Raw genomic sequence first — 13,420 nt, forward strand, 5'->3', positions numbered from 1 at the left:
GGAGAGCCCGGCTAGAGGCTGAGCCTGCGGAATCGTTGGGATCCGACCTCGAGCACGAGGACGCTCAGCGCTGCGGACTCGAGCGCGCTCACCCAGACGGAGCGATCCTCCAGGGCCTCCCCGCCTGCCTCCCAATCCAGAAGGAGGCCGGCGGGGGTATAGCTCGCGATGTGCGGGCTCATGACGAGGACCGTGCACACGGCGAAGTAGACGAGGCCCAGCGCTGCAGCGCCGAGGGAGGACGCCCCGCAGGCGGAGGCCAGCATCGCGATGCCCACCAGGGGAAGGATGAAGAGCACCCACCGCAGCGTGAAGAGAAGTGGTGCGCGGAGATCTCCCGCGTCCATCTCAAAGAAGAGGGGAGAGATGACGAGGACGAGGATGAGCCCGCAGAGCACACTGGCGCAGATGACCAGGAGGAGCGAGGCGAAAGACACCCACCAATACCGTCGGCGGGAGACACCGCGGGAGAGAAGGGGGATGATGGTTCGCCCCGCAACGTCAGTGGAAATGAGTCCTCCTGCCATGATGGCGATGAAGAGGGGAAAGAGCTGCTGGAGCTGGGAACTCCACTGGGCCCAGGCGTCCCGAATGGTGGGATCGGGGAGCTGAGCTGTGTCGATGGGAAGGTCCGGTCCGGCAAGGGAGCTGAGGATGTCGGGCAGGTACTGGGCGGTGGGAGCCGCCGTGATCCCGAAGAAACACGCCAGGGCAAAGAACACCCAGGTGGTCCAGCGGGATTTCAGGTACAGGAGGGTGCGCCGGAAGAGAGTAAGCACTGTCGTCATGAGTGGCTGTCCGCCCTTCTGATCACTGTGGTGAAGGCGTTGTGGAGAGAGCGCTCAGGGCGAAGAGAGATGTCCTGGCAGCCGGCCTCGCGGAGAATGCCCTGGACCTCATCGGGATGGAGGCCCGCTGGGTCAAAGGAGGCCTGAAGGTGGCTGCTGCCCCCGTACGTCTGCGTGAGCTCCGCGATGGTCCCCGCGGCGCGGATCTTTCCCTGGTAGAGGAAGGCAGCATGATCGCAGACGGATTCCACATCGCTCATGGAATGGGTGGAGAAGAACACGGTGGTGTGGCCCCGGAGGCTGTCGATGAGCTCGAGCATGTCATCCCGAGATAGTGGGTCGAGCGCGGACGTCGGCTCATCGAGGATGAGCACGCGGGGCTCGTGGAGAAGAGCCTGCGCGATGCCGAATCGTTGCCGCATTCCTCGGGATAATCCCCCGAGAGGGGTGTCAACATGGGCGAGGTGAGCGCGGTGGAGAGCGCCATCGACGTGGGCTTCTCGTGCCGACGACGGGATGCCGGACAGCGCGGCGCTGATGCGGAGATACTGGCGCGGGGTGAGCCACGGGTCGAAAACCGGCACATCGGGAAGATAGCTGATGTCGGAGCGAGGGGTATCACGCGCGACGGGCGTTCCATGGATGAGCAGCTCGCCCTCATCGCGGGCGAGAAAACCGAGCAGAATTCGCAGCGTTGTGGTCTTCCCGGAGCCATTGGGGCCGAGGAAGCCGTAGATGCTTCCCTCCGGGACGGCGAGGTCAACGCCGCGCAGGATGGGGTGATTCTTGACCGAATAGCGCAAACCGGAGGCGAAAATGGCGAGGTTCTGCCGCTCATCGTGATTCTGCGAGGGGGAGGGCGCGTGGGTGGCTGCCGAATCAGAGGATGCCGGTGCGCGTGTGCTTATTTTCCCGGCACCACTCCCGGCTCTCCCGGCTCGGAGGATTGCCCTGGATACTGGCCGTCAGAGGCCTCTTGAGCCTGTTCGGGCCCACGGCCTGCAGCGAGAAACACGATAGGCCCGATGATGCTGATAAAGAGGATGACCAGAGCCCAGCCCCAGACAGGAAGAAGGCGGAGGCGTTCACGCGACGTCCTCAGAAGGACGATGAGCGCGGCGATGGCGAGGCCGATCTGGACGACAAGCAGAGCACCAACAAAGACGCGGCTCCCGGTGGACAGCTGATCCGTTTGTGAGGCAAGAGTCAGTAGTGACATGGGCAGTGATCCCTTCTGATAGTGATATCACCGGAGGCGACGTGCGCCCCCGGTGATGGTGTAGAGCCCCGCGCAGCGGGGCTCGGTACGGATGGGTTAGTGCTTCCGGCCCAGGGTGAGGAAGGCGATGGGGCCGACAAAGTTGATGAAGCACACCGGAACCCAGGCCCACCGGGGGAGGCCGCGGACGGCGCTCTTCGGGGTGCGGGCAAGGGTGATGAGTGCCGTGATGCACAGTCCCACCTGGGCGACGCCGGCGAGGCCGAGCAGGCCGCGCTGCTGCGGAGAGAGCTGGGACAGCGATCGGGATGTCATGATGAACCTCCAAAACATAAAGTGACTTGTGCTAGTGAGAATAGCACAAGTCACTCTTTGGCTGAAGGGGGTCCTTTAGTGCGACTGTCGAATCCGTCCCCGGTCGCATTCCACCCTGTGATCCACCAGGGGATCGTCCGGGGCGAGCGTATGGCTCACCTCAATGACGGTGGCCCGGGGGAAACGGGCGCGCACGCGCGTTCTCACGTCCCTGGCCAACTCCGGGTTGAGGTGGGAGGTCGACTCATCGAGCACGATGAGCTGCGGCTTCTTGAGCAGCATCGCGGCGATCACCAGCCGTTGGAGCTGCCCACCCGACAGTGCAGCGCCCGCCTCTCCCACGGGGGTGTCGAGACCGCCCATCGCGGTGATTTCCTCGGTGAGGCAGACGTCGTCGAGGGCGTGCCACATGTCCTCCTCGCTCGCCTGCGGGGCGCCGAGCTGGAGGTTCTCGCGGATCGTTCCCGTGAGGACGGCCGCGTGCTGCGGCACGACGCCGATGTTCTCGTAGAGGCTCTGCGGGCGGAAGTCGCGGATATCGCAGCCGTCGAGGAGGACGCGGCCGTCGTCGGCATCCCAATAGCGCAGGAGCAGATTGAGGGCGGTGGATTTGCCCGAGCCCGTGCGGCCCACGATGGTGGTCCACTCGCCGGAGCGGGCGTCGAGGCTGAAGCCATCCAGGCGCGGGGCCTCGAAGCTCACATTCTCCCAGGTCACATCGGGTGCGCGCTCGGGCTGCCACTCCTCGCCCCCCGCGGTGACGGCCGGCTCCTCGTGGGTGAGCTCGTAGACGCGCCGCGCCCCGCCCAGCGCGGTGTGGAGGGAGGTCGCGCACGCCTCCACGCCCTCGATGATCTCCCACAGTCGCCACAGCGCCAGCGCGGAGGCCACCACCCCCGCCGCGGAAAGCCCCTCCGCGCCCCGGAGAGACAGCAGCGGGATGATGACGCTCAGAGTATGGCCAAGGATCATGAGGGCTCGACGCCCAGCCAAGATCCCGGTGAGCCGGGCGGCGGGTGTTCGGCCCTCGCGCCGGTGGGCGCGGATCTCGGTCCACTGCCGTTCCTCGGCCCCATAGCCGAGGATTTCGCGCACCCCCTGCACGGTGTCGGTGAGGGTTTGCCCCTGCGCCCCGCGCGCGCTGAGGCTGGCGCCCGCCGCCCGCGAGGCACTCCGCCAGCCCACGAGGAGGATGAGGACCCAGACGATGAGCAGGACGATGCCCGCCACGATCGCCATCCGGGGGCTCGCAAGGACACCCACGCCAATGAACGTGAGGATGGGCACCACCACAGACGAGATGAGCGGAGCAATGGAGTGGGCGAAAAAGACCTCTATGCCGTCGATGTCCGCGGTGGCGCGGCTTAAGACGTCGCCGGAACCGTGGGCATCTCTACGCGCAACAATCGCCGGGGAGCGGGGGATGAGCTCCCGGAACAGGGTGGTGCGCAAAAGCTCCAGCGCCTTGAAGGCCACGAGGTGGCCGAGGAACTGCTCCCCATAGTGGAGGAACGCTTTGACCAGGCACATGAGGACGATGATCCCGACGATTTGCCACACGGAGGAGCCGGGAACCCCCTCGCCCTGGGCGGCGCGCTCGGCCGCCCAGACCAAGAGCCATCCGGTCAGTCCGATGACGCCGATGCCTAGAAGATGATCGAGGATCCGGCAGAGCGTCGACCACACGAGCGGGCCAAGCACCGGGCGGGTATGACGAAGAAGCCACGTCAGCATGAGGTGTCCTCCTGAGTGCTCGAAGTGGAGTGGGGACGGCCGGGCTCCGAGGAGAGGCGCACCACACGGTCGCAGGAGCGCAGCGTCTCCGTGCGGTGCGTCACCATGACGATGGTGTGGCTTCCCCGCAGATCACGGAGGCTGTCCATGAGGGCCGCCTCGGAGTCGCGGTCAATGTGCGCGCTCGGCTCATCGAGGATGAGGAGACGACGCCCCGACACGAGCGCCCGCGCCAGCGACAACCGCTGCGCCTGGCCCCCGGAGAGCCCCGCCCCGCCCTCGCCGATGCGGGTATCCAACCCCTCCGGGAACGAGCGCACCTCCTCATCGAGCCGAGCCTGGCGGAGCGCCTCCCAGAGTTCCTCCTCGCTGGCGTCTGGCCGCGAGAGGCTGAGGTTGCCTCGGATGGAGTCCGCAAAGAGCCAGGTACGTTGGGCGACGACGGCCGACAGGTCCCGCATCATGCTCGGCGAGGCGCCCTCGCCCCCGATGAGAATCTCGCCCGAACTGGGTCGAAGCTCCCCGCTGAGCAGATGGGCCAGGGTGCTCTTGCCCACGCCCGAGCGTCCCGTGATGGCCAGGAACTCGCCGGGGGCAACCTCCATGTCAAGGACGGAGAGCGCCGTCTCCGCCGCGCCGGGATAGGAGAAACTCACCCCGCGGAGGCGAAGCTCCGGCGCGCGGCGGTCCGGGGCGGATGCGTCCCCGCGGGCGGAGGCCGCGTTCCCCTCGGGCAGGGGAGTGGAGAGGAAGGCCCGGAAGGCGCGCTGGTTCGCGCGGCCCGCCATGCCCACGTAGAAGAAGCCACCGATCTCACCCATCGGAGCGAGGAGCAGGAGGCTCAGCAGGCAGGTGGTGATCGCCTGGGTGGGGGTGATGGCCCCTGAGCCCAGGCGCGCAATCGAGAGGACGGCGGCCACGGTGATGAAGGCCAGGTAGAAGCCGGCGTCGATAATGAAGAGAATGAGCTGGTTGGAGGCCAGCACCTTCATGACTTTTTGGCGGTTGCGCTCGCCGAGCTCGGAGAGCTCGGTGGACACGCGCGGGGCGGCTCCGGTGATGGTGAGGCTCTCGAGGCCCTGGAGGGCGTCGAGGTAGCGGGCGGCCAGGCGTGCCCTCGTTTTCCGGGAAGAGGCCGAGACGCCCCGCGTGACGTGGGAGAACAACCCCATGATGAGGGGAAGCACGGGCAGGGCGAGGCAGAGCCAGCCGCACGTCACCGGGTCACCCCAGAAGCCGATGACAATGAGCACGATGATCGGCGAACACATGCCCGCGATCGCCGAGGCCAGATACGTCTGCCGGTAGGTGGCGATTCGCCCGGCCCCGTCGCTCAGCAAGGCCACGAGCCCGCCGCGCCGCTCAGCGCTCACGCGCGCGGGCCCCAGGGCAAAGAGGTGGCGGAGAAGCCGATCCTGATAATCCTCCTGGGCTGCCGTCGCTCCTGTGTTCTCGACGAGGATCCGCCCGGCGTCGCTCAGCGCGGCGAGGATCGTCCACAGCAGCAGTGAGGTGAGGGGAAGGTCAAGCCTCCCGCTCTCGATGAGAGAACCCACCCCGCGTCCGAGCTCCACGCACACCATGGCCAGCGCGGCCGTCCGCACAAGGCACAGAAGGAGGACCGCGGCGTGAAAAGCCCGGTCACGTGGGCTATCGAGGGGAATGGGAGGCGGTGACCCTGCAGGGCCCGCGGAGGTCAGGCTAGGCATAGATCTCATGATAAGCGTTGCCACTTATCCCTCGTTCCCGCCCGGCGGGCGATCCCGCGGTGAGGGATACGCGACACGCGCCGAAGCATTTGCCCTGCCAGCGGGGAATATGGCACACTACTGAGGTTGGTCAGCGGCGAGAAGGGCACGTGCGCCCCACGAAGCGCCCGCTGGCTGCGACAATGTCACGGATACGAACCGGCCGAGCGCCACCGAAGTGGAAGTGCCGCCAGGGTCCTCTATCCCTCTTTCAGTGAAGGAAGATCGTTCATGAACATTCTTGACAAGGTTGACGCCGCACAGCTGCGCGATGACGTTCCGGATTTCCGTCCCGGTGACACCCTCGACGTTCACGTCAAGGTCATCGAGGGCTCCAACGTCCGTACCCAGCTCTTCAAAGGTGTCGTGATTCGCCGCCAGGGCAGCGGCATCCGCGAGACCTTCACCGTCCGCAAGGTGTCCTTCGGTATCGGCGTCGAGCGTACCTTCCCGGTGCACTCCCCGAACATTGACCACATTGATGTTGTGCGTCGCGGTAAGGTCCGCCGCGCCAAGCTGTACTACCTGCGCAACCTGCGCGGCAAGGCGGCTCGCATCAAGGAGCGTCGCTAATTCTTTTCCCCACCTCGCGCGGGTGGGCGGCCCCAGCTTCTCCCTCGGGGAGGCTGGGGCCTTTTCCTTGCTGCTATTCTGTGCAGCGTGACTGAACCAGAATCGACATCCCCGACGTCCACCCCCTCGTCCTCGAAGGACTCCTCGTCCTGGCCGTGGTACATCGAGATTCCCGTGGTCATCGTGGTGACTCTGGCGATCATCTTTGTCATCCAGAACTTCATCGGCCGGCTCTACGTCATCCCCAGCCAGTCGATGGAGCCGACCCTCCACGGCTGCGCCGGCTGCACGGGGGACCGTATCGCGGTGGAGAAGGTCTCCTATTACTTCTCTGATCCTGAGCCGGGGGACGTCGTCGTCTTCAAGGGGGCGGAGTCCTGGGATGAATCCTTTGTCTCGCAGCGCTCGGAGAATCCCATGATGCGGGGTGTGCAGAATGCGCTCTCCTATGTGGGGCTCGTGGCGCCGGATGAGAATGACCTGGTCAAGCGTATTATCGCGAAGGGTGGACAGACGGTGTCCTGCCTTCCCGGCGACCCGGGGATCATGGTCGATGGGAAGAAGGTGGATGACTCCTACGTGCTCAACCCGCCCATGTATCCCGTCGACCCGGCCTCGCCCGATGGCTCCGCAGAGTGCGGCGGCCCCTATTTCGGGCCGGTCACCGTGCCGGAGGGCCACTACTTCATGATGGGCGATAACCGCACGAATTCCCGCGACTCCCGCTTCCATATGGGCGATGAGCTCCAGGGCACCATCCCGCGCGAAAACATCCGCGGCAAGGTGACGGCCATCGTGTACCCCTTCACAAGGATTGGGGGCGTCTCCTCCGTGGATCTCGACGCCCAGAGCTCGGCCTCCTAAACCCCCGGCCCCCTGTACTCCTGTGCGCACTCTCGCCTATCTCCGCACGCATGAGGTGGCGCTCGACCGCGCGCTCCTCGGGCCCGTGGCGGGCGTCGATGAAGCCGGCCGCGGATCTTGCTGCGGCCCGCTCACGGTGGCGGCGTGCATCCTGCCGAGCCGTTCCCTGCCCGAGCTCGCCGCGCTGACGGACTCGAAGAAGCTCAGCCCCGCCCGCCGCGCACAGCTCTTTCCGATCATCCAGCGCAGGGCGCTGGCCTGGTCGATTATCCACATTCCCGCGGCCGAGATTGATCGCCTGGGGATCCAGCACGCGAATATCTCCGGCATGCGGCGGGCGGTCGCGGCCCTCGAGCTCGCTCCCGGGTATGTCCTCACCGATGCCATGCGGGTTCCGGGTTTGGCCTGCCCCTCGCTGCCCATCATCGGCGGGGATGGCTTCGTGCGGTGCATTGCCGCGGCGAGCGTTTTAGCCAAGCACGCGAGGGACGAGCTCATGGTGGAGCTCTCCCGCACCTACCCGGGCTATGGGTTGGAGCGCCACAAGGGTTATGGAACGAAGGCGCACATGGACGCGGTGCGCCGCCACGGCGCCTGCCCCGAACACCGATATAGTTATTCCAATGTGGCCGCCGCGCACGAGCGGTGGTGCCGTGACCACGCGCCGGAAGGAAAGGGGCATCATGAGCGCTGAGGAGCTCGACAACTACGAGGCCGACGTAGAGCTGTCTCTCTACCGGGAGTATCGGGACGTCGTCAGCCAGTTTTCCTATGTTGTGGAGACGGAGCGCCGTTTCTACCTGGCCAATGCGGTCGAACTCATCCCGCACACGAGCGGCTCCGACGTGTACTACGAAGTGCGGATGTCCGATGCCTGGGTGTGGGACATGTATCGCTCCGCCCGCTTCGTCCGCTATGTCCGCGTCATCACGTACAAGGACGTCAACATCGAGGAGCTGGATAAGCCGGACCTCGTGATGCCGGAGTAACGCGAACGCAGCACATCTCCCTCCTCGAGTCAAGAGGGCCGACGCCGGGGCTGTGGATAACCTCCGTTCTCCACAGTTCCGGCCCTCGCGCGTTCGGGGGCCTTGTGGGTCTCCGCCTGCCACGGCACCCTGATCTCAGTCAATTCTTGAGAGACAGGGGGAGACCACGATGGCCACCGATCACCATCGCCGTGCCAGCCAGAAGCGCAGAACACTCGCCGCCCAGGGGGAAGACGCCGCCGCCCGGTGGTACCGACGCCGAGGGGCGCAGATCCTACAGAGAAACGTCCGCTATCCCGTCGGGGAAATCGATCTCATCGTCCGGGAGCCCTCGGGGGATACCGTCTTCGTCGAGGTAAAAACCCGCAGCTCCGAGGCCTTTGGGGCAGCGGAGTCCGTGACGGCGTGGAAGCTCGTGAAGATGCGCCGAGCGATGAGCCGCTGGCTCAGCGAGAACCCGGCGGGCAGTGTGCGCATCGACGTGGTGAGCATCGTCGATGGCACCCTCCGCGTCTATCAGGGGGTGGACGATGCCGCTTGCTAGCACCCGCTCCGTCGCGTTCCTCGGGGTGAGCGCCGAGCCCATCGAGGTGGAGGTCAACATCGGCGCGGGCCTGCCGGGCGTCCACATTGTGGGGCTCGCCGACACCGCAGTGAGCGAGGCCCGCGAGCGCATGAAAACCGCCATCATCAACTCGGAGCTCGGCTGGCCCAAAACCAAGATCACGCTTTCCCTGTCTCCCGCCTCGCTGCGGAAGAAGGGGGCGCACTATGACCTCGCGATGGCCCTTGGCATCCTCGCGGCCGCCCAGCCCAGCACCGAGGTCCACCGCCGACTCTCCCGCGCCCTCATCCTCGGAGAATTGGGTCTCGACGGCAGAGTCCGCCGCGTTCCTGGCGTCCTCGCGGCCCTCCGGCGGGCCGAGGAGGAGGGCATGCGCACCGTCATCCTGCCCCAGGCCAACGAGGAGGAGGCCGCCCTCTTCCGTGAGAACAGCGTGGAGATCCTCCTTGCCGATCACCTCATCGAGGCCTGGCGCTGGGCCTGCGGGGTGGGGGACCTCGGCGCGCCGCGGCCCCGGGCGATGGGAGAGCCAGGCCGCACGCACGGGGACATGCGGGATGTGGTGGGGCAGCCGGAGCTCGTTCACGCCGCGGAAGTGGCTGCTGCGGGCGGGCACCACCTCATGCTCATCGGCCCGCCGGGCTCCGGGAAGTCCATGCTGGCCGCCCGCTTGCCGAGCATCCTGCCCCCGCTCACCCCCACCCAGTGCATCGACGCCACGATCATCCACTCCCTCAGCGGGGGAGGGCATGAGCTCCCCGTGCGCCGGGCTCCCTTCGTCGCTCCCCATCACAGCGTGACGCGGGCGGCGCTCCTTGGGGGTGGCTCGGGCTACCCGACGCCCGGGGCGGTGAGCCTTGCGCATCATGGGATCCTCTTCCTCGATGAGGTCTCGGAGATCCCCGCGGCCATCCTCGACGCGCTACGCACCCCTCTCGACCAGGGCGAAGTCCGGATCATCCGCTCGCGGCGGGAGTGTGTCCTGCCGGCCCGCTGCCAGCTGGTCCTCGCCGCCAACCCCTGCCGATGCGGTGCGGAAACTCTCGCCGAGTGCCGGTGCCGAGCCACCGAACGGCAGCGCTACCTCCAGAATCTCTCCGGCCCGCTGCGGGATCGCATCGACATCATCGTGCGGAGTCGGAGCGGAGGCCAGATCCTCGCCGAGGCCTCAACCCCCTCGAGCGCGGAGATCGCCGAGCGCGTCGCCGCCGCCCGGGAGCGCTCCGCGCACCGTTGGGCTCGCGCCGGGGTCCCCGTCAGCCTCAACGCTCACGTGGACCCGCATCTCCTCCGACGAGAACACCCGGCCGACGAGCCGGCCATGGCGCTCCTCGGGGCACACCTTGCCCAGCGCTCTCTCACCCAGCGCGGAGTGAGCCGCACGCTCACCGTGGCGTGGACACTCTGCGATCTCGACGGGGCTCCCCGCCCTGACATCGACCACATGGCTCGCGCCATTGACCTGCATGAACACGAGGGGAAGGAACCTGCATGAACACGAGGGGAAGGAATAAGAATGACACACGATGAGCACCAGCTGGCCGGGGCCTACCTCTCCCGAGTCATCGAGGGGCCAAGCCGCCCGCTGCAGGAGCACCTCGCCCAGGGGCGCAGCCTTGAGGAGCTCGCCCAGGCCGTGAAGAACAGGGAGGAATGGCTGGGCCCGGAGCTCCTCCGACAGACCGCGAGCCGCTGGGATTGGGATCGCGCCGGGGAGGACCTCGACGAGGCCGAACGCCACGGATTCCGTCTTCTCAGCGCGCAGTCGAAGGAGTGGCCGGAGGAGCAATTCACGGTGGCTTTTGGCTATGCCGCGACGGGACTCAGCAGCCGCCCGCGAACCTATCGGGAGGATGCTGTGCGCCCGCACGCCCTGTGGGTCAAGGGTCAATCCTTGAGAACGCTCACGCAGCAGGCGCTGGCCGTCGTCGGGACGAGGGCGCTCAGTGCCTATGGGGCGGAGGCCACGCGGATGATCGTGCGCGACATGATCCAGCATCAGTGGACGATCGTCTCTGGGGGAGCGCTCGGCGCGGATGCGGTTGCGCATCGCTGCGCGGTGGAGGCCGGGGCCGCAACCATCGCCGTGGCAGCGTGCGGCCCGGGGGTGAACTATCCGGCTGCTCATGCTGAGCTGTTCCGTTCCATCGCCGAGCGTGGCGCGCTCGTCAGCGAGTACCCGCCGCTGCTCCGGCCGGCGCGGCACCGATTCCTCACCCGCAATCGCTTGGTCGCGGCGTTGAGCCAGGGGACCGTGGTCGTGGAGGCGGCCTGGCGTTCGGGAGCTCTCAGCACCCTCACCTGGGCGCAGGCCTTCGGGCGGGTGGCGATGGCCGTCCCCGGCCCCGTCACCTCCGTGGCCTCCCTGGGATGCCATGACAAGATTCGCCGTGGCGACGCCCAGCTGGTCACCTCCGGCGCAGACATCCGCAGTCTGCTGAGCACGTTGGGCGGGCTCGACGTGGACCAGCAGTACGAGCTGCAATTCGCCCCCGACGAGGTCCAGCGGCTCTCTCCCGCGGAGCTCAAGGTCTTCGATGCGCTGAGCGAACACAAGGGGACGGAGACGGAAGCCCTGGCCTCCGAGGCGGGTTTGCCACTCGCTCTCACGGTGCACGCGCTGATGACCTTGCAGCAGCGGGGGCTGTGTCGCCGCGAGGGAATCACGTGGCGTCGGATCCGCCACTCGGGGGCCGCGGCGTAGCCGGGCCGGCGTTCGGAGAGGGCAGCTACGCTGCGGAAACTCTGATATCGAGAAAAAGTTGGAGAAAGGTCTTGCCAAGTGCCGCCGCCTCAGCTAGGGTGAGACAGGCAAGCCTAAGTTTAGTAGTTGGGCGTCGGGCTGGGCGCCGGACTACTACCGAAAGGGAAGAACGGGCGGTACAGGAGAGAGGAACCTGGCCCCCGGGACTGATCGGAAGCTAAGGTTGTGCATTATGGGTGAGTCAACAACGAGGGCGGTGCCGAAGCAACGGTCGGCACCGCCCTCGCTTGCATCTCGGGGAGCGGCGCGGCTGGAGCCCGCCATCGAGGAGTTCGGGGAGTACGAAAAGCTCGTGAAGGGGCGCTCGCCGGCCACGGTGCGCGGCTATTGCTCGGATTTGCGCACGCTCCTGCCTTTCGCGGAGACGTTCAATGACTTAAGCCTGGAGGTCCTCCGCGCGTGGCTCGCCGACGCCCTGCGCAGCGGCAAGAGCCGCGCGACTCTCGCCCGTCGGACCGCGGCCGCCCGCGCGCTGAGCACCTGGGCCGTCAAGCAGGGATTCCTCGACAAGGATGTCGCGGCGCGGCTCGCCCACCCCACTGCTCATCGTGCGCTTCCCCGCGTGCTCAACGAGACACAAGCGCAGGAGGTCGTCAGCCACACCCCCTCGCCGGAGGGCCCGGAGCGCCTCAGAGACACGGCCATGCTGGAGCTGCTCTATGCCTCGGGCATGCGCGTGGCGGAGCTCTGCGGCCTCGACCTCGGTGATGTCCGCCTGGAACAGCGCACCGCGCGCGTGGTGGGGAAGGGGAACAAAGAGAGAACCGTGCCCTTTGGGGAGCCGGCGGCCGAGGCCCTCGATGCCTGGATCCGCGAGGGGCGCGCTGAGTTCGCGGAAGCGGGGGAGAAGGCCCTCTTCGTTGGTGTGCGGGGAAAGCGCATTGATCCTCGCCAGGTGCGGCGCGTCGTCCATCGCTCCGCGGAGGCTAATGGGGCTGGGGATCTCAGCCCCCACGGTCTGCGTCACTCCGCGGCGACGCACGTGCTGGAAGGCGGGGCGGACCTCCGCATTGTCCAGGACATGCTGGGGCACAGCTCGCTCCAGACCACGCAGATTTATACCCATGTCAATGCCGAGCGCCTTAAAGAGGTCTACCGCCGCGCCCACCCACGGGCTTGAGCCTGATGACGGGCGCGTCGAGCAAGCTCAGCGGGTTGAGGTAGTCCTCGCCGCGCTTGGCTCCCCAGTGCAGGCCGGGATAGCCATCGAAGGGGTGGCCGAGCCTCCCGATGAGCTGGCCTTCTTTCACCTGCGCTCCGCGTTCGACGACGGCGTGCACGGGCTGATAGGTCGTGCGGATGCCGTCAGCGTGATCGATGGAGAGGGTCGGGGTGCCGGCCACCACGCCCACGAAGGCGACGGCCCCGTCCTCAGCGGCGAGGATGTCGCTGCCGATCGGTGCGTCGAGGTCCACGCCCCGATGGCCGGGAAGCCAGTTCTGCGCCGGCTTGTCGAAGGGACGGAGGACCTTCCGCGCGGACGGGCGGCCGGTGGTGGGATCAACATACGCGGCAGCCGTCGGGAGAGCTGCCGTGCTTAAGCCGATGCAGCAGAGCGCGGAAATTACCAGGCGGAGGATGCGAGAGTTCATGCACTGATCCTGCGGTGCGGGGCTGCGATCGTCGAGTGGCGAGGAGCCGGAATGCCCCGAAACTGTGGAGAATGTGACGCCAGTGAACATAGTGACAACGATCCGCCAGCCTGTGGAAAACTGCTGCTCCCCGCCCTTTCATGGATTAGGGGATTCGTGCAGAATGCGCTATAATTTCCGCCAGCAATGTGACTATTCTGGGCTCTTCCACGGAAAGCGCTGGATAGCTGCGTTGACTACGCGCGGTCGGCCCGGTTCCGGGAGCGTTT

General features: G+C 66.8%; 15 protein-coding genes. 8 read left to right on the plus strand and 7 right to left on the minus strand.

What is annotated here, in order from left to right:
• Window positions 1-11: 11 nt before the first annotated feature.
• From L1O03_RS04130 to L1O03_RS04155, 6 genes are all read right to left on the minus strand, one after another.
• A complete protein-coding gene (locus L1O03_RS04130; protein WP_236118176.1) occupies window positions 12-788 on the minus strand; it encodes an ABC transporter permease in 777 nt (258 codons plus the stop codon).
• The gene (locus L1O03_RS04135; protein ID WP_236118177.1) at window positions 785-1,591 is read right to left on the minus strand and encodes an ABC transporter ATP-binding protein; all 807 of its coding nucleotides are present in this window, start codon (window positions 1,589-1,591) and stop codon (window positions 785-787) included. The genes L1O03_RS04130 and L1O03_RS04135 overlap by 4 nt, the downstream gene beginning before the upstream one ends.
• 101 nt (window positions 1,592-1,692) lie before the next feature.
• The gene (locus L1O03_RS04140; RefSeq protein WP_236118178.1) at window positions 1,693-2,007 is read right to left on the minus strand and encodes a PLD nuclease N-terminal domain-containing protein; all 315 of its coding nucleotides are present in this window, start codon (window positions 2,005-2,007) and stop codon (window positions 1,693-1,695) included.
• A 96-nt stretch (window positions 2,008-2,103) separates the two neighbouring features.
• Complete coding sequence (locus L1O03_RS04145; RefSeq protein WP_236118179.1) at window positions 2,104-2,322, minus strand: PLDc N-terminal domain-containing protein; 219 nt, start codon at window positions 2,320-2,322, stop codon at window positions 2,104-2,106.
• A 75-nt stretch (window positions 2,323-2,397) separates the two neighbouring features.
• Complete coding sequence (locus L1O03_RS04150; protein WP_236118180.1) at window positions 2,398-4,056, minus strand: amino acid ABC transporter ATP-binding/permease protein; 1,659 nt, start codon at window positions 4,054-4,056, stop codon at window positions 2,398-2,400.
• The gene (locus L1O03_RS04155) at window positions 4,050-5,765 is read right to left on the minus strand and encodes an ABC transporter ATP-binding protein/permease (RefSeq protein WP_236118181.1); all 1,716 of its coding nucleotides are present in this window, start codon (window positions 5,763-5,765) and stop codon (window positions 4,050-4,052) included. The genes L1O03_RS04150 and L1O03_RS04155 overlap by 7 nt, the downstream gene beginning before the upstream one ends.
• 270 nt (window positions 5,766-6,035) lie before the next feature.
• Between L1O03_RS04155 and rplS the strand changes: the two genes are divergently transcribed.
• The 8 genes from rplS to L1O03_RS04195 all read left to right on the plus strand — a co-directional run bounded on the left by rplS (window position 6,036) and on the right by L1O03_RS04195 (window position 12,679).
• Window positions 6,036-6,377, plus strand: a complete 342-nt coding sequence (gene rplS, locus L1O03_RS04160; RefSeq protein WP_236118182.1) for a 50S ribosomal protein L19 — start codon at window positions 6,036-6,038, stop codon at window positions 6,375-6,377.
• Between the two features lie 87 nt (window positions 6,378-6,464).
• Window positions 6,465-7,241 carry a signal peptidase I gene (gene lepB, locus L1O03_RS04165; RefSeq protein ID WP_420830287.1) on the plus strand — a complete coding sequence of 259 codons (777 nt, stop codon included), beginning with the start codon at window positions 6,465-6,467 and terminating at the stop codon, window positions 7,239-7,241.
• 22 nt (window positions 7,242-7,263) lie between these two features.
• Window positions 7,264-7,935, plus strand: a complete 672-nt coding sequence (locus tag L1O03_RS04170) for a ribonuclease HII (protein WP_236118183.1) — start codon at window positions 7,264-7,266, stop codon at window positions 7,933-7,935.
• On the plus strand, window positions 7,925-8,230 hold the full coding sequence (locus L1O03_RS04175) for a DUF2469 domain-containing protein (protein ID WP_236118184.1): 306 nt from the start codon (window positions 7,925-7,927) through the stop codon (window positions 8,228-8,230). The genes L1O03_RS04170 and L1O03_RS04175 overlap by 11 nt, the downstream gene beginning before the upstream one ends.
• A 169-nt stretch (window positions 8,231-8,399) precedes the next feature.
• Complete coding sequence (locus L1O03_RS04180) at window positions 8,400-8,774, plus strand: YraN family protein (protein WP_236118185.1); 375 nt, start codon at window positions 8,400-8,402, stop codon at window positions 8,772-8,774.
• Complete coding sequence (locus L1O03_RS04185; protein ID WP_236118186.1) at window positions 8,761-10,290, plus strand: YifB family Mg chelatase-like AAA ATPase; 1,530 nt, start codon at window positions 8,761-8,763, stop codon at window positions 10,288-10,290. The genes L1O03_RS04180 and L1O03_RS04185 overlap by 14 nt, the downstream gene beginning before the upstream one ends.
• A 21-nt stretch (window positions 10,291-10,311) precedes the next feature.
• A complete protein-coding gene (gene dprA, locus L1O03_RS04190; RefSeq protein WP_236118187.1) occupies window positions 10,312-11,499 on the plus strand; it encodes a DNA-processing protein DprA in 1,188 nt (395 codons plus the stop codon).
• A 232-nt stretch (window positions 11,500-11,731) separates the two neighbouring features.
• Entirely contained in the window at window positions 11,732-12,679 is a 948-nt protein-coding gene (locus tag L1O03_RS04195; protein WP_236118188.1) for a tyrosine recombinase XerC, read from the plus strand.
• On the opposite strand, the gene L1O03_RS04200 is transcribed toward L1O03_RS04195, so the two are convergent.
• Window positions 12,642-13,151 carry a M23 family metallopeptidase gene (locus L1O03_RS04200; protein ID WP_236118189.1) on the minus strand — a complete coding sequence of 170 codons (510 nt, stop codon included), beginning with the start codon at window positions 13,149-13,151 and terminating at the stop codon, window positions 12,642-12,644. The genes L1O03_RS04195 and L1O03_RS04200 overlap by 38 nt on opposite strands.
• Between the last annotated feature and the right edge of the window lie 269 nt (window positions 13,152-13,420).

Source organism: Corynebacterium uropygiale, assembly GCF_021568315.1.
Lineage (GTDB): Bacteria > Actinomycetota > Actinomycetes > Mycobacteriales > Mycobacteriaceae > Corynebacterium > Corynebacterium uropygiale.